Source organism: Leptospira congkakensis (assembly GCF_004770265.1).
Classification (GTDB): domain Bacteria; phylum Spirochaetota; class Leptospiria; order Leptospirales; family Leptospiraceae; genus Leptospira_A; species Leptospira_A congkakensis.
The window spans coordinates 807,652-826,158 of sequence record NZ_RQGQ01000004.1 but is presented as its reverse complement, the minus strand read 5'-3'; the positions used below and the strand labels follow the sequence as shown (position 1 = coordinate 826,158).

Sequence of the window (18,507 nt, the reverse complement as noted above, 5' to 3'; positions counted from 1 at the left end):
TCTGGTTTTTAGGGCCCTTCGATGTCAAATCAGGGCCTTTTTTTTTTGCCCATGCCTCCCAGCCTTTTCTGGCTTTCGAAAACGATCTCTCGGCTGAACATTGTTAAAATTCAAAGAGAAACCGAGGCAGTTTAGAAATATATTGATAGTAAATCCTATCCACTCTATCTAAAATTCTCTGGAAAACACGTCCCATACGGTAGTATATGAAAAGTTTAAAATACATTCTCGGCCTCTATACATTCCTTTCCATTTTGCTTCTTTCTGTTGTTGTATCGACACTCATCCTATACTTAAACTGGGGACTGCTTGTGAAAGTATACCGAGGAGAAATGGAAAACGCAGGCAAAAGTGCTGGTGCCGAACTTTCCAATTATTATAAATCCCAACTTCGCATTGCAGGACTACTTTCCAAACAAAGAGAAATTGTTGAATCTTTCCAAACGGGAAAGGCTGAGTTTGCGACCAATTTACTGGTTGGAATCATGCAAGATGCTAACGGTGAATACGAAAATATTTTTTTATCTGTACCTAAACAAAACGCAAAGATATTTGCAGCGGGAATTCCTCGTTCCATCGGTTACCAATTGGAAGAAGACAAAACTGGGGATCATGTAGTTGTTGCGTTAAAGAAAGAGTTTTTAATTGGATCTGTTCAGGAATCACCTATCACTGGTTTACCGGTAAGTCTGGTCTCTTTTCCGATTGAAGATAAAGGTGACCTAGTTGGTATCCTTTGGATTGCATTGAATTTAGAACAAGTTTCCAAACGAATGGGAGAAGGGATTCACGTAGGTGCCAATGGTTATGTGACTGCCATCACTACTAAGGGAGTTGTTTTTGCCGGACCAGACAAATCCAAAATTCTAAAAGTCGATTTGAGTAAAATTCCAGAAGGCCGTCCCATCCTCGAAGCAAAAGATGGAGCTTACTTTGAATATACGGAAAATGGGCAGGACAATGCTCTTCTCATCAAACGTTTGGAAGAATGGAATACAATCATTGGGGTAGTGCTTCCTAAGTCTGATATGAATTCGGGATTTTTCCAAGTGGCTCTCATAGCTATTGCGGTTGTATTTTTGATTACGGCCCTCGTGGTATTTGGAATCTTTCGTTTCCTCCGAAATCGACTCTTACCACTTGAGAATTCAGTTGTCGTTTTGGATAAAATGGCCAAAGGAGATCTTACCGAGTCTCTGACATTAACAAACAACGATGAAATTGGTCGGATGAATTTGGCACTGAATGGATTCATTACAAGTATCCGTAGTTCTCTCGGAGAGATCCAATCCGTCACAGAAGAGATCACTTCTTCTTCCGAAAGTTTACGCGAATCCTCTGCTAGTTTTTCTGATATGGCACAAGGCACTGCCGCTTCGTCAGAAGAAATCTCAGCTACCACAGAAGAAGTTGCAGCCAGCATGGAAACAACCGCCGCATCGACTGTAAAACAACATAGTAATATTCTGGAATTCAATGAGAAGATTTTGGAACTCTCGAAAGGAGCCATTCAAATTGAAAAAGATACCAAGGCAGCTCTAGCCAATACAGAAAATATTACCAGACAAGCCAAACTCGGTGGTGAATCACTCAATCAAATGAAGGATGTGATTGGTGTCATTTTGGAATCCTCTTCTGAAATGAAAGAAGTGATTGGAATCATTGATGAAATCTCTGACCAAACTAGTTTACTTGCGCTCAATGCTGCCATTGAGGCTGCAAGGGCTGGGGAAGCGGGACGTGGATTTGCCATCGTTGCGGAAGAGATTTCTAAGTTATCTGAAAAAACAGCCCATTCCATCCAAGCAATTGAGGATATGATTGGAAAGAATAGTAAAGAATTGGAAGAGGGAGCGAAGGGAATCCGTTCATCAGTGGAACTCCTAAACCTGATCATTCGGGATATTGCCGAAGTAGAGAGTGTGATGAAACGCCTTTCCGAAGCGACAAAGTCACAACTAAGTTATAACCAAGAGGTGGATGAACGCTCCGCTGAGGTAGGTCGCGAATCTGAGTCCATTCGTGGTGCCATCGAGGAGCAGAAAAGAGCCATAGAACAAATCTCTCAATCAGTCGTCGGAATCAATAATGAAACCATGCATATCGCTTCTGGTTCGGATCTAGTTGCATCTTCTTCTCAAAAACTATCACATGCGGCTGATACTTTGCGTTCTATCACAAGTAGGTTTAGAATCTCAAAGAGTTAGTAGGATAGATATGACAACGGTCTTATGCAAATCTTAGGCCGATTGAGAGTGATTTGAGATTTTCGATAAAAAAATAACAGATGTTCGGTGGTATAATGCCGACTAATTGAGACTTAGTTTCAATAAAGAAAGTTCATAGAAAATTTATGATTATGTCTCTTTTTATGTTTTTTCGCATCCAAAACCCTTACATACTTGCTTTTTTTCTGATTTTACCTTTCCTTGTCAGAAGACAGTGTAAACGGATTCAGGAAATCTGCGAATGAATATAAAAATACTCAAGATCTCTGTGCCTATCGTTGCAATTGCGGCGTTAGCATATTTGATTTTTTCACCTAGCCGTTATGTGGGCTATTCACCCGACCAGCCCATCCCCTTCAACCATAAGATACATGCCGGCGATAACAAAATCGACTGTAAGTATTGCCATACTGGTGTTGAAAATTCGGCCCATGCCACAGTTCCCCCAAGTTCCACTTGTATGAACTGCCATGGAGCAGGTAACGTAGCGGGAAACCAAGAACATGTTAAATGGCTTAAAGAACAGTACGATAGCAACACTCCAGTATCCTGGGTGAAGGTCCATGACCAACCAGACTTCGTATACTTCAACCATTCACGACACGTACAACGCGGTGTCGATTGTTCCACATGCCACGGCAACATGGCAGAGATGGTAAAGGTTAGACAGTCCAAGTCCCTCAATATGGGATTTTGTGTCGATTGCCATAGAGAGAACAATGCTCCTAACGATTGTTCTACGTGCCACAGATAATCGGGAGACAAGTAATAATTTATGATGAAAGACGATAGTTTCCAAAAAGAAAAAAAATCGCTTTGGCAATCTTATGAACTTCGCGGAACTTCTCGCGAACGTGAATTGCAAAAGCAAGAGTTCTATAAATCTCCAGATCCCCTGATTGCAAAAATCAAAAAGGGTGATTTCGACAGAAAAACTTTCTTAAAGTTTATGGGTGCATCAGTAGTAATGACTACTGTAGGTTGTATCCAAAAACCTGTTGAAAAAATTGTTCCTTATGTGAACCTCACGATTAAGAATCCAGACAACAACGAAGTAGAACAATACGACTTCGTAAAACATGGACACTCTTACCACTACGCTTCTGTTTGTGGTGGATGTTCTGTTGGTTGTGGTGTTCTCGTAAAAGCAAAAGACGGCCGACCTTTGAAACTCGAAGGAAATCCGAACCATCCAATTTCGGAAGGTGCTCTTTGTGCTTCTGGACAAGCTTCCATTTTTGATCTTTATGATGCAGACCGTGCCAAAGAACCACAACAAGTGGTGAATGGAACTGCTAAGTCTAGCGACTGGTTTGTTTTAGACAAAGATGTAAAAGAGAAATTGAACGCCAACAAAGGAAAAACCATTGTTGTCACAAAACCTCTTTCTTCTCCAGCCACTTCTGAATTCATTTCTGAATTCTTAAAATCGGTTGGTGGTGGAAAACACATCGAAGTAGCATTTGCTTCTTCTGATGATGCGATTACCATTGCACAAGAAAAATCTTACGGAAAGGCAGTTCTTCCAAACTACCATTTCGACAAAGCAAAAGTAATCCTTTCCATCGACAGTGACTTTTTAAATCACACAAACTACCACAATGACTTCTCTAAAAGAAGAGATTTACAAGACAAAGGTGTAAAATCCTTCAATGCTTTCATTGCGGCAGAAACTCATCCGTCTATGACGGGTTCTAACGCTGACCAAAGAGTCCCTTTAAAACCAGGTGACCAAAGAAAGTTTGCTCTTGTGATTGCAAAAGCTCTTTCTGATTTGGGAGTGGGTGGTTCTACTGGAGTTTCTGGAATCAATGTAGAAACCTCTGCAGCGGAACTTGGAATTTCCAAAGAAGTAGTTTTACGCACAGCTAAGGCTCTTGCTTCTGCAAAGGGTGAGTCCATTGTTGTTGCTGGTGGTTCGAATGCTCTGACTGCCGATGCAGTAGACCTTCAAATCGCAGTGAACATGCTAAACAGCATGCTCGGTAACGATGGAAAAACGATCGATGCAGGAAATCCTTTGAAAGAAGGACGTTCTAATTACGCAGAGAATTTAAAATCTCTCGCAAAAGACTTAAAAGAAAGAAAGGCCGGTGTGGTCATTCTTTTCGGTGTGAACCCTGTCTACCAAGCGCCAAACGGAGATGAGTGGAAAAAACTCCTTCATGAAGCAGCACAAGTAGTTCAAGTTTCTGACCGAGTGGATGAAACAGCACTTGCTTCCAACTGGCTTGCTCCAGTGTCTCACTTCCTTGAGTCTTGGGGCGATAACGAATCGGTAGCGGGAATTGTTTCCGTACAACAACCAACCATCCGACCAATCTTCCAATCCAAAGCATTTGAAGACATGCTCATCACTTGGGCAGGTGGATCACTTCTTGGTGCGAGTTCGTTATACGACTACCTCAAATCAAAATACTCCAAAAAAACAAACTGGGAAGACCTTCTCAGAAAAGGTGTGTTAGTTTCTGGAAATCCAAAAGCTGACAAAGCGGGAAGATCTTTCCGTGGAACGATTGCTCCTCTTGCTGCATCGAAATCTGGTCTGACTGTTTCTCTTTACGAAAGCACCGCACTCGGTAATGGCGAAAGAGCAAACAACTCGCAACTCCAAGAACTTCCAGATCCAGTATCGAAAGTGACTTGGGACAATTATGTTGCGATCAGCCCACAATACTCTCGTTCGTCGGGAATCAAATTGAATGATGTGGTAACAGTCACTGTTGGCACAAAATCATTTGAACTTCCGGCTCTCATCCAACCAGGTCTCCATCCAGAAGCAGTGGGAATTGCTCTTGGTTACGGAAGAACGAACGTAGGTGAGATTGGAAACGGAGTAGGGAAAAACGCAAATACTCTTGCAACTGATGTAGACGGATCACTCGTTTACTCTGGACTTTCGATCACTCTCTCTCCTACAGGAAAGAAATACAAACTCGCTACCACACAAGACCATCATATGATGAGCCCTGGTGTGATGATGGGTGTTGAGTGGAAAGAAAGACCTCTTATCATTTCTGCAAAACTCCAAGATTATGCTAAGAATCCAGGGGCAGGAATTCCTGAACCAGAGATTCCAAAAATCTTAATCGATGGAAAACTACAAAGAGCTCAAGGAGCGAACGCTCCTTCCGACCAACCAGGAAGCCAATTTGCATACCCAGGATACAAATGGGGAATGGCAGTGGATCTTACTTCTTGTTCTGGTTGTGGTGCTTGCGTAGTTGCATGTAATATTGAAAACAACGTGCCAATGGTAGGACGTGACGAAGTAAGAATGGGTCGTGAGATGCATTGGCTTCGTATTGACCGTTACTACATCGGTGATCCTGAAAAACCAGAATCACTCGAAATTGCGCACCAACCACTTATGTGCCAACATTGCGACAATGCTCCTTGTGAGACAGTTTGTCCGGTAGCTGCGACTGTTCACAGTACGGAAGGAACCAACGATATGGTTTACAACCGTTGTGTGGGAACTCGTTACTGCTCCAACAACTGCCCTTACAAAGTGCGTCGTTTTAACTGGTTAGAACATTGGAATGAACACAACCTACTTGGCGATGCAACACCTACATTTAAGGCACGCCCTCCAAGAAACCTTGGTCTCAACCCAGATGTAACCGTTCGTTCTCGTGGGGTTATGGAAAAATGTAACTTCTGTGCTTCTCGAGTTGCTGAGAAAAAAATCGCAGCGAAAAACGAAGGAAGAACTCTACGAGATGGAGAAGTGAAAGCAGCATGTGAACAAACATGTTCTTCTAATTCCATTGTGTTCGGTAACGTAAATGATCCTGAATCAAAAGTAGCGAAGCTCTTGAAAGACCCTAGGTCTTACAAACTTCTGGAATACCTAAACATCGGACCGGCCGTCAGTTATATGACTCGCGTTCGAAACGAAGTTTAACAGGGAGAACACAAAGGGAATGTCATTAACACAAGCAGTTAGAGATAAATTAGACATCCCCGACCTGGTAACAGGCGGGAAGTCGCTTAAAGATGTAACCGTTGATATCGCAAAACCAAACGAAGATTTCCCTACCAAACTTTGGTGGAATACTTTTCTTTTGGTTCTTACGATCACCCTGATCGACGTAGCCATCATCGGATATTTGTTTTATGAAGGTCTTTACTTACTCGGGATCAACAACCCGGTAGGTTGGGGATTTTTCGTAGTCAACTTCGTATTCTGGATCGGTATCGGTCACGCAGGAACTTTGATTTCTGCGGTTCTATTCCTATTCCGTCAAGGTTGGAGAACTGGGATTAACCGTGCTGCGGAAGCGATGACAATCTTTGCCGTACTCGTTGCGGCATCAAACCTCATCCTTCACGTAGGTCGTCCTTGGCTCGGATTTTGGTTGTTTCCTTATCCAAACGAAAGAGGTCCACTTTGGGTGAACTTCCGTTCCCCACTGATTTGGGATACGTTTGCGGTATCAACCTACCTTTCCATCTCCATGGTGTTCTGGTATTTAGGACTCATTCCTGACTTAGCAACACTTCGTGACCGTGCGACTGAAACTTGGAGAAAGAACTTATACAATGTTCTTGCTTTTGGTTGGGTTGGATCGGCAAGATCTTGGTCTCATTTGGAAATCGTTTCCATGATTCTCGCAGCTCTTTCCACTCCACTCGTTCTTTCGGTTCACACTATTGTATCCTTCGACTTTGCTGTTTCCATTTTGCCAGGTTGGCACACGACCATCTTCCCTCCATACTTTGTTGCCGGTGCGATTTTCTCCGGTTTCGCTATGGTGGTAACACTGATGGTGATTGCTCGGGAAGTATTCAATCTTAAGAACTACATCACGATGAAACACTTGGACAACATGAACAAAATCATGATGGTAACGGGTCTTATCGTAGGTCTTGCTTACGGAACAGAATTTTTCATTGCTTGGTATTCCGGAAACGAATACGAAGTGTTCGCATTCTGGAACAGAGCCTTCGGTCCTTATGGTTGGGCTTACTTTATCATGATTTCTTGTAACGTATTATCGCCACAAGTGTTCTGGTTCCGCAAACTTCGTTACAATATCCCAGTGATGTTCGTTGCATCTCTTGTGGTAAACGTAGGTATGTGGTTCGAACGATTTGTGATCATGATGACACTAAACCGTGACTTTTTACCGTCCAGTTGGGCTATGTATACACCAACACTTTTCGACTACGCAATGTTAATCGGAACTTTCGGTATCTTCTTTACTCTCTTCCTTCTCTGGTGCCGAATTATGCCAGTGATTGCGATTGCAGAAGTAAAAACAGTGATGCCACAAAAAGAAGGAGCACACCACTAGTATGTATCTTCCAAAATTAGAACAGTTTCACAAATACAAAGAAATGAATGAAGGAGTTCTCGGAATTTTCGAAACTCCCGAAGCAATCATACATGCGGCTGAGAAAACCAATGAAAAAGATTACAAAGGATTTGATTGTATCCTTCCATATCCTGTTCACGGGATTGATGAAGCGATGGGAACTCCAAGATCTGGACTTCCTTGGGTCACTTTCTTTGCTGGTATCTTTGGTTGCACGATCGGGATTCTATTCCAGTATCTCACTCATGCTCATGACTGGCCTCTCAATATCTCTGGAAAATCTCTCAACGCATGGTTTGCTTATGTGCCAATCATCTTTGAATTAACAGTATTTTCTGCAGGGATTTACACTGTAGCTGCCCTATGTTTTTTAAGCGGAATTCCCAAAGCAACCCGACGAATCCTTCACCCGGATTTGACATCTCATAGGTTTGGACTTTGGATTCCAAAATCTGCAAAAGGTTATAACGAATCAGAAGTTGTTTCTTTCGTAAAAGGCCTTGGTGGAGCAGAAGTAACCGTGGTAAAACCGGAGAACCAAAAATGAAACAAAACATCTTTAGAGTTTTAGCAATTGCGGGACTCCTCGTTCTCGTGAATTGCGATTACAAAACTCCCGTTTATGAATACTTTCCTAGTATGTATGATTCTCCTGCACGGGAATCTCAAGAAGCTGATTCTTTTGCAACGAATGGATCTGCTTCTCGGATTCCTCCCAAAGGGGCAATTCCGGTAGGATACTTTCCATACCCTTACGCAGCGGAAGCAACTCCTGATACACTTCCTGGAGCTGACAAAGGATTGAAAAATCCAATCGCCAAAGCAAACTTAGGTGATCTAATGATTGGTGAAAAACGTTACCAAACTTATTGCACACCTTGCCACGGTGTACAAGGTCTAGGAAACGGAACAGTTGTAGGACCTGCACCAAGGTTCCAACAATCACCTCCTTCTGTTGTTTCTGACAAAATCAGAGGTTGGTCCGATGGACAAGTTTATCATATCATCACTATGGGTCGTGGACTTATGGGAAGTTATGCTTACCAAATCGAACCAGAAGACAGATGGAAGCTCATTGCTTACATCCGAAAACTTCAGGAATATGAAGTTCAAAATAAAAAGGCGAACTAGGGGAAACTATGAGCGCGACAAAAGCAGCCAAACTAGACGAAAAATTACTGCAGTTCAAACTGCCGGTGAACCTTCGTAATGCCTTCATTGCTATGATCGGAGTGGGAGTTGTGAGTTTTCTCATCGCTTTCCTTGGATTCGGCCATGAAACATCTCGTCATATGGACGAAGCAGGTCATTTCCATCACACAAACTTAGGTTACCATGTTCTACTCATTGGAACCTACTTTGTTGTGGGACTTTCCATCACTGGAATCTTTTTTACAGCAATCCAACACTTAACAGGATCCCATTGGTCTGTTACTGTTAGACGACTTTTTGAAACCTACGGACTTTTCACTCCAATCGCAGGCCTCCTGCTTGTGGGTGTAGTTTTTGGGATGCACGATCTGTATGAATGGGCCGATGCAAGTGTTCGTGAAAACGACCATCTCATCCACCACAAGTCTGGATACCTAAACCCAACAGCTTTCATCATTCGATGTGTGCTTTTCATTGGTGTTTGGACTATCTTTGCTTATATCTTTCATGGTAAGTCAGTCGGTCAGGACAAAGACAAGGTTGTGGACACAACTAAAACTTTGGCAAAGATCTCTGGTGGATTCATCCTTTTCTTTGCGCTATCTTGGTGTTTTATGGCGTTTGACCTTCTCATGTCGCTTTCTCCACACTGGTTCTCTACCATGTTTGGTGTTTATGCGTTTGCAGGAGCTTTCCAAACTTCATTAGCTTCTTACTTGATTGTAATCGCAATCCTCAAGAAAAACGGATACCTCGGGGAAGCAGTGAATGAAAACCATTACCATGACATTGCAAAATTTCTTTTAGGTATGACTACTTTTTGGGCTTACGTGGGATTCTCACAGTTTATGCTCATTTGGTATGCAAACATTCCGGAAGAAACTTTTTTCTATGAAATGCGTATGACTGGCGGATGGGGATACACAACTCTTGCCCTTCCTTTTGTGAAGTTTGTGATTCCTTTCCTACTTTTACTCAATCGTCCAAACAAAAGAAACATCGACTTTCTTTGGAAGTTAGCAATATGGATCCTTGCCGTTCAGTTCTTCGAACTTTTCTGGTTGGTATTTCCTGCGAACTTCGAAAAATTTTCTATCCTTCACTTCGTTCTCGCATTCGGCGGAACTGTGGGTGTGGTAGGAATCTTCGGTTTCTTTATCTTCAAAAAGTTGGAAAAACACAGCTTAGTTCCGGTTGGGGATCCTCGTTTAGATGAGTGCCTCCACCACCACCAATAGGAGAATGGAATTGAAAAACAAAATTGTATTACTCATGATCATTGGCGCAAGTTTCACAGCTTGTTCCAAAAACGCAGAAGTGGCTTGGCATAAAAATTGTGATGCCAAAACAAACAAAGCAAGTTTGGATTTTACAGTTCCTTTGTATTCGGAAGCAGATTCTAACTCAAAAGTAGTAGAATTTGTTCCTGCTGGAACTGTTGTCAAAGTATTTGAAGCTCGTAACCACAACGTTTGGGCACCAAAATATTTTGTTAAAGTGCAAACAGCAAAGAACGAAGGTTATATGAGTCCTCGTTGTTTTGTGGTGAACCAAGATCCAGAAAAGAGTGTTTGGAGATATTCCAAAGGCCTCGTAAAGGATTATAATCCTTTTTACAGCCCAACAGACAAAGAACACTATCCTCGTGGATATGAGTATGGTAGCTTAAAAGATCTTTCAAAAGAAAAGATCCCACTTTCTGACCTAACGAAAGGTTTGGAAGAAGTTCCTTACACAAACAAAAACATGTTAAAACAAAACTAACATTTTATGAAGATCTGTTTGGTGGGATTTTCCCACTAAACTTTCTTTTTTAAGAAAGACCCAAGGGAAACCAAGGGTCTTTTTTGTTTACCCGCTTGACAATAGTTATCCGTTGAATCATTTTATACTTCTTATAAAGGAAAAATGAATGAAACAGATGTTAGATAAGTTTTCGCTTGGGGTATTGAGTCTTTTTGTAGTTGTTAATTGTAGTACGGCAAAAATTAAGGATGCTAAACCTGATACAACTGGACCAAGTTTAAACATATACGTTCTTGAAACTGATACAACAAACTATTCTGGTAGAAAAAAGATTGTAGATTCTAATTTTGAATTTGCAGAAGTAGATATTGCATTTCAAAATATATCGAAAGAACCTTACCCAATCGATTTTCTATATATGTATAATGAAGCCAAGGGGAATAGCCCTGAGTCTGCAAGTATAGTTGGACTTTATTTTTGCTGTCATTTTGGTGAAGGTTTATTGCAAGAACTACGCTCAATGGCATTTCTCACATCTTTGTACAACACGACACTATCGCCTGGACAAATTGAAACTCGAAGATACCATTATTTAGTGAAAAAAGGCGAATTTCCAAAAGAATTAACTTTCTATAAGAAATTAACAAAGGAAAAAGACCCTAAAGAAGGTTTAGAAAAAATTACTGTGATTCCAATTAAAAAGTAATCCAAACCATTCTCAAAAGACCCAAGGGAAACCATGGGTCTTTATTGTCGCAAAACAAACTAAAAAAAGATTTTAGACTATCTTCTTTTTCGAAATCATTTAGCCAACCAAACCATTTTTTCAAGAAAAAATATAAATTTTTGTTTGATCTATTTAAATATCTTAGCTACTAAGATATTTAGTTGATAAGGTATACTTGAATCTCGGGCCAATGGAAATTACAAGTTTTAAAAAAACAACGCGTAAATACTTTGAAACTGCTCTGAATATGCATGAGGCAATTGCAAAAAAAGCCGGTCTCACGGGAACAGATCATAAATATTTAGGATATTTGATTGAAAACGGAGAAATGAGTGCGGGGGATCTAGCAAAGATTTCCGGTCTTACAACCGGAGCCATTACAGGTGTGATTGATCGGTTAGAGAAAAATAAGTTAGTAAAACGAAAATTTTTACCAGCGGATAGACGAAAGGTGATGATTGTTCCTAATTTAGAAAAGGCAAACCAATTGTTTGCACCAATCTTCAAAAAATTACAAAAAGATACTGATCTTTTGATTTCTAGTTTAACAAATCGAGAGTTAGAAGTAGTTCATCGTTATTTTGAATCCGCCATTGGAATTATGGAAAAAATGTCTAAAAAATTACAGGAAAAAAATGAAATATGAGTTATGTGATCGGCAAGTCCTTTATATTTACCGCAATGATCGGGATACAAGATATTGTTTCTCTGGTTTCCGAACATTCTTTATCTCTCGCTAAATACTCATTATTTCTAAACTTACTCGTCTATTTTTTAATGAATGGAGCTCAGATTTTTGAAACTTTTGTTTTTGTTCCGCGTTGGGCGAAAGGCAATGTCCCGAATTTCCAAATTCTAAATACAGAAATTAAATCCGCCAATTTAAAATACTTTTGGATTTCGTTTCACTCCATCCATGAAATCATATTCTTAATATCTCTCATGTTTTGTTATCAAATCGAAGGAATTGGTAACTCTTTAGTCCTCCTTTTCGTTCTTCATATGGCTGTCCGAGTTTGGACTGTAGTTTATTTTGCTGGAAAAATCATTAAATTCCAATCTTTGGCAAATTCTGCAAGTGATTATCCTCTTAAAATTTCTAATGAAATTCAGACGTGGGTATTTCTGAATTACTTCCGAGTGTCCATTTATATTGGAATTTCGGTATTGATGATTCCACTAGTTATAAAAATTTTAAAGATCGATGGATGAAAATTTCATCGAAATGATTTTGTTTGTTTTGAGATTCTTAGGTTTATATTAATAGAGTGATTATTCGGTAACTGTTACCCGGAAACATAAATCTATCCTCTCTAAAGTGATTGTTTGGCGAAGATGTTTATGTTTCCTAAGATCGAACTATTTGTTTGTTCTATAAAATCCAAAACAGATCTTTTACTTTTCGGTTTCTTAAAGCAAGTCCCACCCAAAGTAAAATTCCTACATATACAGGAAAAAGGGTATGGCTGAAGAGGGGATTTCCCACACGCACATGAATGACTACGGCACCACCCAAATAACCAGTAAGTAGAAGGGCACCGAGAGGAGAAGTTTTTGGAATCGCATAGAGGATTGTGATTACAAGAAGAATGGATCCAATCGTTACAGATAAAGATCCGGGGATTCCTAACTCATCCATAGTTTTTAATACGATTTCGAGTTCAGAAAGTTTTCCCCAAGCATCAAACAACAAAAAGGCAATCACAAGCCCACTTAAGATCCTTCCTACCCAAAGCGACGTTTTTGAACTTGTAGTATCGTTCATAAAATCTCCTATTTTCCTATCAATTGGTTTGACCAAAAAAACATATGGAATGGTATCAAATCAATAGAAATTTGAAATCATTCTTTTATAAATCGTTAGATTTCTGATCCATTCATCAACAATTGGTTCCGTATCTTTTGTTCTCTCTTCCCTTGACATTCTTATCTTAGTTGTTATACTCGCATCCATGGGTCAAAAACGCGCCATTGCTACCTCCGCTTCGGAAGAACGATTAGAAAAACTTTTAGAGGAACGACTGAATCCTGGTTCCAACCAAGAAATCATCGACAAACGGATTTGGGATCTTTTTGGTGAAACTTGGTGTGTGATGTTTACCGACCTTTCTGGGTTTTCTCGCGGTGTTGCTAAATTCGGAATCATTCATTTTCTACAAACCATCTATGAATCACAACGTATCCTCATTCCAGTTTTGGATGAGTTTGATGGAATCCTAATGAAAGATGAAGGAAATAGCCTGATGGTTCTCTTCCGCAATACGAACAAAGCCATTCAATGTGCCATCCATATGCAAAAAGCATGCAAACGTTATAATGAAGGTAGATCTGCAGAAGAACAAATTTTACTTTGTGTAGGGCTTGGGTTTGGAAAAATATTAAAGATAGGAGATACCGACGTATTTGGAGCAGAAGTTAATGCTGCATCGAAGTTAGGTGAAGATACTGCTAAAGCTTGGGAAATTTTAGTCACAAGTGCAGTGAAAGAAAATGCCGATGAAACCACTGATTTTGATTTTGAACCGATATCGGAAATCCCTCCAGGTTCCGATGGTGCCTTTCGTTTGGTTTATACTTTAGAAGAACCCAAATGGGTTGTATTATAATTCTATCATTCCATAAATTCGTAAATCGAACGGATCTCACCGTTTGATTCTATATAGGAATAAAGATTTTGGAATTCTTTCGTTTGGCAAAGGGTTCCTGAATCTCCGATCAAAATCAGATGTGATTTTGCACGGGTTAAGGCCACATTCAATCGTTTAGGATTTAATAAAAAACCGATCTCTCCAAGCGAATTGGATCTAACCAAACTAAGGATGACTATCTCCGATTCTCTTCCTTGGAAGGAATCAATTGTTTGGGTAAACCATCGGCCTTCGGAAACTTGAATTAATTTTTCCACCTGTCCTCTGTAAGGTGAAATTACGGTTGAAATATCTTTCGGAATTCCTAGTTGAAAGAGTTTGTCAACCAGTTGGATTTCTGTTTCATTGAAAAAACTAGGCTCTTCTCCTTCTGTATCTTCTTCCGAATCACTACCTGCCGTGTCGATCCAAACGATTGGCGGATTAGATCCAAAAATATTTGTTACATCAATGTTTTCGTTCCAATGGGCTTCCAAATGAGTTTGGATTTTGTTTTCATAATAAGTTAGGTTGGGAAAACCAAGAATTTCTGGTTTCATTCGAAATTGTTTTTCTAAAAATAAAATTCGTTCTCCGGAATCAAAGGCAACAGCTTTTTCTAAAAAACTAGGGAGAGACTGGTGTTCTGGATGGGAGTAACTGGCTCCTAGTTGTTTTGGATCTCCAAAGAAAAATGTCTTTTTACCTGCATACATTGCCAGATAACATCCTGGATCTAAACTTTGAGTCGCTTCATCAAGAAATACGTAATCAAAAACTCTTCCTTTTTTGAATTCATTTCCAAAACCAGAAAAAGTGGATACAATGAGTTCGGCACCATCTAACAATTTGGTTCGGATATTGGATTCTGCTTCACGTATTGTAGACAAAAGGAACTTGGCTTCTTTTCTTTGTGCTTTTCTTTCTTCTCGTTCTTCCTTTCCAAAATTTCGTTTCCAAGCATTTGCTTTTTTCTGGATGGCCTTTAGTTCTGTTTGCCAGTTGTGGATTTGTTTTTGGTCAGGATGTTCTTGGATGAGGTGATCGATATGATAAGGCAAAATTTCTTCTTTGATTTTAGTGGAGTTACCCAAACGAATCACACTAATCCCTTTTTTTAAAGCTAGTTCTACAATATAATCACAGGCAAAGTTTGTTGGGCAAAGTGTTAAGACTGACTCACCATCTGTTTTGATTTTTTCAACAGCTTGCATCAGTAAGGTTGTTTTTCCTGTTCCTGGTGGACCAAAAATCACTCCATAATCATGAATTTGAAAGATTCTTTCCAGAGGTGGTTTGTTAAGTCCAGATTTTGGAGGGTTAGGTTTTTCACCGAGTCCAAATCCCAAAATCCAATTTAATTTTTTATGTGATTCACTACTTGTATCATTTAAAATTTTTGTGATGATATCATTATACAATTCATATGTGGATTCTTGGAACCATTTTGAAATTTGAAACTCAGTATCTTCCCATTCGTAATCTCCGCGAACTTGGACAATGAGTTTGGAGTCGGAGGTTTTGAATATATTTCCAAATATTGATTCTGTTTCACCAGTTAGTAGGATAGGGATTCCAGGTTTTAACCACTCTTTAGCTTTTAGAGAAGGGGAAATTTTGAATTCTGCTCGCCAAGTATTGCCCACAACAAATCGTAAATCTTCCAACTCCGCAGCTTTAATGGCTTTGGCTTCCTGGCCTTTTTCCAAAAACAGAGAACGTTCATACTCTCGTTCTTTGGATAGAATTGTTTTTACATTTAGAATTTCTTCTTTTAGTGAACCAAACTCTTGTTTTATGGTTCTTCCCATTCAATATTCTCCAAGGTGGTAAAAAAACCGTTTCTAAGTAATGGTGCAAAATCAATAAAATCTGCAGCTTTTAAATATAAAGAGTCTTCTATTGAATATGCTTGGATTAAGTTGTTCGCAGCTTCTTCCAAGATACCCAAACGGCAATGGGCACGTGCTAAAATGATAAGTGTTTCAGGATCAATTTCTTTGCAATATTCAATATGAGTTCTTATGGAGACCAATGAATTTTCTGGATCTTCTGCTTCTAAATAACATAAAGCCAAAAGATCATAATAAAGAAATTCTTCTGGTTCCACCATCTTAAGAGACTTTTTTAAAGAAGCGAGTGCCGAATTAAAGTCCCCACGTGAAAAATATAAAGATCCAAGTTCTGCCCAAATGTCTTTTCGATCAATTCCGCGACCATTACTCAAATGATCTTGTGAAAGCGCTTTTTTTAAAACTTCTATGGCTTCGTCGGAACGTTCTATGTCTTTTAGTAGGGAAGCGAGTAGTAAGTAGTTCTCTAAATAAGAAGGGAATTGGAGGATACTTTTTTGGAGTAACACTTTCGCTGATTTGAATTTCTTTAGTTTGATCAGATAACGAGAGTAAACGGTGATACTTAAGGGGTGTGAGGGATAGTTTTGAATGATATCCTGAAACAATGATTCTGTTTCTTTCGGATTTCCTACTGCATACAAACACCAAGCTTTTTTCGCTTTGATTTTGATCAGGGCGGACTCGTTTTTCGTATGTGATTCACTTTCAGCATACACGTTAAAAGCCCGTGTGAATTCCTTTTCCTCTTCCAGGAGTTTGGCTTCGCGGATTAGGGAAAAAAAAGAACTCATACGCTGTTTTTTACTTCAGGAAATAGCGGATTCGCCGATGGGTAGAATAGGGAGTAAAGATTGTAAAAGGAGGTCCTTTATGGTTCCATCTACACCTATTAACTCAGTCGTCAATTTGCCGAAGGAAATTTTCCAGGCACAAAACCAACTGTCAGAGAAACTCATGAAGTTGGCCGTGGAGGAAAAAGTAGGTCCTACGGCAAAAAGCGAAAGGTTACTCGACATCTACTGTTAGTTAGTTTACCCGGGTTTCTGGATTGTAAACTGGACGTTTCCTTTCCATAAACCCACCTATGGCCGAACGAAAGTCTTTGGAATCTAACATACTGGCATTCCAAACGGCTACATAGTCCAGACCTTCTTCGATGGTTTTTCCAATTCCATGGTTTAGAACTTGTTTGACCCCACGGATGACGATGGTTGGGTTTTCTGCAATTTCTTCTGCTGTTTTGAGTCCAGCTTGGAGTAGGGAATCAAAGTCTTTTGTGACTTTTGTCACAAGCCCCATCTGATATGCTTCCTCTGCTGTGATATCTTTTCCCGTTAGGGCAAGTTCTCTTGTGTGAGCATTTCCAATCAGATGAGGAAGTCTTTGTAAGGATCCCATATCCGCTACGATGGCAACTTTGGATTCACGTAAGGAAAACACTGCATCTTCTGACGCATAACGAATGTCACATGCAGAAACTAAATCGAGCCCACCACCAATACAGTGTTTTTGAACGAGTGCAATGGATGGTTTTCTTGAATTGTAAACTGCATTGATTCCTTTTTGCATTGTCAGAACCAATTGGTAAAGTTTTTCTCTACCATCTGCGAGTTCACCTTGGACCACAGGTTTGAATTCTTGGAAAAATTCTTCTAAATCAAGTCCTGTAGAGAAAGACTTTCCCTTTGCTGCTATCACAAAACAATGAATTTGTGGGTCAGCGTTGATCTGGTCTACCATATCTGGAAGGTCTCGCCAAAACGGCCAATTCATTGCATTCCGTTTTTCAGGACGATTGAGCCAAAGGATGGCTACGTTTTTTATCTTTTCAATTTCGAAAAATGGAGAAGGGTTCATACTTTTGTTTCTTCCTTTAGCCAAAGTTTTTTAGAAACTAACAAATACACACCGAAGAGGATAAGTGCTATGGAGATGTATTGGGACTGTGAAAATCCATGCCAGTAATAACCAGTGAGAAAAGTTGGGTTTCCGTTGGCGTCAGGAATGTTCACAAGAGTCGGTGGATCAATAAAAGGAATCACTGCTTTATTCACACGTAAGAACTCTATGATGAGTCTTGCAAATCCGTGGATGATGAGAAACTGTGCACCAATACTCCATTTGCGAAAGTTTTGGTATCTTGCCCAAAACTGGAAGTAAGCAAAATATCCAAAAGCCATGATGGATTCCATGACTGGTGTATTCCAAACGGGAACACCGGAAGGGTGGGCACCATGAAAATCAAAAACAAAAAATGGAATTCTTGTATCAGTGGCAAATCCATAACAACCATCTCCACTCACAAAACATCCAAGTCTTCCGATCGCGTAACCCATGCTAATCGCTGGGATGACAGCATCGTAATAAGCACCGATGTCTAGTTTGTGATGACGGAAATATAAAGTGATGAATAACCATCCGAAAAGGAGGCCACCAAAGAATACAAGACCACCACCACTAAATAGTGATGACCAAAGACCTGGGTGTCCAGGAAATCCATTCCAATGAGTGAGAGGGTATGTGTACTTCCCATCATATCCAGGAACATCGATAAATACTTGGTCCCAAATTTCAAAGATAAAGAAAATTTTGGCCCCCACTAAGGTACCCAAAATCCCAAGAAATATCAACCAATCCGAATGGCTCGGATCCAACTTCTTTCGTTCTAACTCCTTAGGGAGGAGGTAAGAACCTACAAGAAAAGCCAACATCATAAGAAGGCTGAAAGTGGATAAACCCTCCCAGCCAAAGGGATTTGGAATCGGAATTCGATCTAACATAGAGGAAAGGGTAAAATCTAGGCCCCATGGGAAAAGGAGAATTTCTTTGTGAAATGCCCTCAAATCCCGT

17 protein-coding genes are annotated in these 18,507 nt (G+C 40.0%); 12 read left to right on the top strand and 5 right to left on the bottom strand.

The features are described 5' to 3' along the window. Window positions 1–206: 206 nt before the first annotated feature. The 11 genes from EHQ70_RS04985 to EHQ70_RS04935 all read left to right on the top strand — a co-directional run bounded on the left by EHQ70_RS04985 (window position 207) and on the right by EHQ70_RS04935 (window position 12,386). Window positions 207–2,207: a methyl-accepting chemotaxis protein gene (locus tag EHQ70_RS04985; protein ID WP_135584038.1), complete on the top strand. Its 2,001-nt coding sequence runs from the start codon at window positions 207–209 to the stop codon at window positions 2,205–2,207. 262 nt (window positions 2,208–2,469) lie between these two features. Further along, on the top strand, window positions 2,470–2,982 hold the full coding sequence (locus tag EHQ70_RS04980; protein WP_081581578.1) for a cytochrome c3 family protein: 513 nt from the start codon (window positions 2,470–2,472) through the stop codon (window positions 2,980–2,982). Window positions 2,983–3,006: 24 nt separating this feature from the next. Further along, the gene (locus EHQ70_RS04975; RefSeq protein WP_208729505.1) at window positions 3,007–6,135 is read left to right on the top strand and encodes a TAT-variant-translocated molybdopterin oxidoreductase; all 3,129 of its coding nucleotides are present in this window, start codon (window positions 3,007–3,009) and stop codon (window positions 6,133–6,135) included. A 19-nt stretch (window positions 6,136–6,154) separates the two neighbouring features. After that, on the top strand, window positions 6,155–7,528 hold the full coding sequence (gene nrfD, locus EHQ70_RS04970) for an NrfD/PsrC family molybdoenzyme membrane anchor subunit (RefSeq protein WP_100742591.1): 1,374 nt from the start codon (window positions 6,155–6,157) through the stop codon (window positions 7,526–7,528). 1 nt (window position 7,529) lies between these two features. Beyond that, window positions 7,530–8,096 (top strand): DUF3341 domain-containing protein, encoded by a 567-nt coding sequence (locus tag EHQ70_RS04965; RefSeq protein ID WP_135584035.1) that lies wholly within the window; start codon window positions 7,530–7,532, stop codon window positions 8,094–8,096. Then, the gene (locus EHQ70_RS04960) at window positions 8,093–8,680 is read left to right on the top strand and encodes a c-type cytochrome (protein ID WP_135584033.1); all 588 of its coding nucleotides are present in this window, start codon (window positions 8,093–8,095) and stop codon (window positions 8,678–8,680) included. The genes EHQ70_RS04965 and EHQ70_RS04960 overlap by 4 nt, the downstream gene beginning before the upstream one ends. 8 nt (window positions 8,681–8,688) lie before the next feature. Next, entirely contained in the window at window positions 8,689–9,939 is a 1,251-nt protein-coding gene (locus EHQ70_RS04955; RefSeq protein WP_135584031.1) for a hypothetical protein, read from the top strand. A 10-nt stretch (window positions 9,940–9,949) separates the two neighbouring features. Beyond that, window positions 9,950–10,465, top strand: a complete 516-nt coding sequence (locus EHQ70_RS04950) for an Lsa16 family lipoprotein adhesin (protein ID WP_135584029.1) — start codon at window positions 9,950–9,952, stop codon at window positions 10,463–10,465. Window positions 10,466–10,613: 148 nt separating this feature from the next. After that, a complete protein-coding gene (locus tag EHQ70_RS04945) occupies window positions 10,614–11,153 on the top strand; it encodes a hypothetical protein (protein ID WP_135584027.1) in 540 nt (179 codons plus the stop codon). Window positions 11,154–11,364: 211 nt separating this feature from the next. Continuing rightward, the gene (locus EHQ70_RS04940) at window positions 11,365–11,820 is read left to right on the top strand and encodes a MarR family winged helix-turn-helix transcriptional regulator (protein WP_135584025.1); all 456 of its coding nucleotides are present in this window, start codon (window positions 11,365–11,367) and stop codon (window positions 11,818–11,820) included. Beyond that, entirely contained in the window at window positions 11,817–12,386 is a 570-nt protein-coding gene (locus tag EHQ70_RS04935; protein WP_135584023.1) for a hypothetical protein, read from the top strand. Before EHQ70_RS04940 ends, EHQ70_RS04935 begins: the two co-directional genes overlap by 4 nt. A 160-nt stretch (window positions 12,387–12,546) precedes the next feature. Here EHQ70_RS04935 and EHQ70_RS04930 read toward each other — a convergent pair whose 3' ends face one another. Next, a complete protein-coding gene (locus EHQ70_RS04930) occupies window positions 12,547–12,939 on the bottom strand; it encodes a DoxX family protein (protein ID WP_135584021.1) in 393 nt (130 codons plus the stop codon). Window positions 12,940–13,126: 187 nt separating this feature from the next. Here EHQ70_RS04930 and EHQ70_RS04925 point away from each other — a divergent pair, with 187 nt between their 5' ends. Further along, a complete protein-coding gene (locus EHQ70_RS04925) occupies window positions 13,127–13,780 on the top strand; it encodes an adenylate/guanylate cyclase domain-containing protein (RefSeq protein WP_135584019.1) in 654 nt (217 codons plus the stop codon). Between the two features lie 5 nt (window positions 13,781–13,785). Here the strand turns inward: EHQ70_RS04925 and EHQ70_RS04920 are convergent, their stop codons facing one another. From EHQ70_RS04920 to EHQ70_RS04905, 4 genes are all read right to left on the bottom strand, one after another. Next, window positions 13,786–15,612, bottom strand: a complete 1,827-nt coding sequence (locus EHQ70_RS04920; RefSeq protein WP_135584017.1) for an AAA domain-containing protein — start codon at window positions 15,610–15,612, stop codon at window positions 13,786–13,788. Beyond that, window positions 15,597–16,448: a tetratricopeptide repeat protein gene (locus EHQ70_RS04915; protein ID WP_135584015.1), complete on the bottom strand. Its 852-nt coding sequence runs from the start codon at window positions 16,446–16,448 to the stop codon at window positions 15,597–15,599. The genes EHQ70_RS04920 and EHQ70_RS04915 overlap by 16 nt, the downstream gene beginning before the upstream one ends. A gap of 235 nt (window positions 16,449–16,683) precedes the next feature. Then, complete coding sequence (locus tag EHQ70_RS04910) at window positions 16,684–17,514, bottom strand: crotonase/enoyl-CoA hydratase family protein (protein ID WP_135584013.1); 831 nt, start codon at window positions 17,512–17,514, stop codon at window positions 16,684–16,686. After that, window positions 17,511–18,437 (bottom strand): prolipoprotein diacylglyceryl transferase, encoded by a 927-nt coding sequence (locus EHQ70_RS04905; RefSeq protein WP_135584012.1) that lies wholly within the window; start codon window positions 18,435–18,437, stop codon window positions 17,511–17,513. Before EHQ70_RS04905 ends, EHQ70_RS04910 begins: the two co-directional genes overlap by 4 nt. Window positions 18,438–18,507 lie beyond the last annotated feature (70 nt).

Bases quoted from the DNA above. Each gene is read 5' to 3' on its own strand.
- EHQ70_RS04985 (WP_135584038.1), top strand. From the start codon at position 207: ATGAAAAGTTTAAAATACATTCTCGGCCTCTATACATTCCTTTCCATT.
- nrfD (WP_100742591.1), top strand. From the start codon at position 6,155: ATGTCATTAACACAAGCAGTTAGAGATAAATTAGACATCCCCGACCTG.
- EHQ70_RS04975 (WP_208729505.1), top strand. From the start codon at position 3,007: ATGAAAGACGATAGTTTCCAAAAAGAAAAAAAATCGCTTTGGCAATCT.
- EHQ70_RS04925 (WP_135584019.1), top strand. From the start codon at position 13,127: ATGGGTCAAAAACGCGCCATTGCTACCTCCGCTTCGGAAGAACGATTA.
- EHQ70_RS04965 (WP_135584035.1), top strand. From the start codon at position 7,530: ATGTATCTTCCAAAATTAGAACAGTTTCACAAATACAAAGAAATGAAT.
- EHQ70_RS04955 (WP_135584031.1), top strand. From the start codon at position 8,689: ATGAGCGCGACAAAAGCAGCCAAACTAGACGAAAAATTACTGCAGTTC.
- EHQ70_RS04940 (WP_135584025.1), top strand. From the start codon at position 11,365: ATGGAAATTACAAGTTTTAAAAAAACAACGCGTAAATACTTTGAAACT.
- EHQ70_RS04905 (WP_135584012.1), bottom strand. From the start codon at position 18,437: ATGTTAGATCGAATTCCGATTCCAAATCCCTTTGGCTGGGAGGGTTTA.
- EHQ70_RS04910 (WP_135584013.1), bottom strand. From the start codon at position 17,514: ATGAACCCTTCTCCATTTTTCGAAATTGAAAAGATAAAAAACGTAGCC.
- EHQ70_RS04930 (WP_135584021.1), bottom strand. From the start codon at position 12,939: ATGAACGATACTACAAGTTCAAAAACGTCGCTTTGGGTAGGAAGGATC.
- EHQ70_RS04945 (WP_135584027.1), top strand. From the start codon at position 10,614: ATGAAACAGATGTTAGATAAGTTTTCGCTTGGGGTATTGAGTCTTTTT.
- EHQ70_RS04935 (WP_135584023.1), top strand. From the start codon at position 11,817: ATGAGTTATGTGATCGGCAAGTCCTTTATATTTACCGCAATGATCGGG.
- EHQ70_RS04980 (WP_081581578.1), top strand. From the start codon at position 2,470: ATGAATATAAAAATACTCAAGATCTCTGTGCCTATCGTTGCAATTGCG.
- EHQ70_RS04920 (WP_135584017.1), bottom strand. From the start codon at position 15,612: ATGGGAAGAACCATAAAACAAGAGTTTGGTTCACTAAAAGAAGAAATT.
- EHQ70_RS04915 (WP_135584015.1), bottom strand. From the start codon at position 16,448: ATGAGTTCTTTTTTTTCCCTAATCCGCGAAGCCAAACTCCTGGAAGAG.
- EHQ70_RS04960 (WP_135584033.1), top strand. From the start codon at position 8,093: ATGAAACAAAACATCTTTAGAGTTTTAGCAATTGCGGGACTCCTCGTT.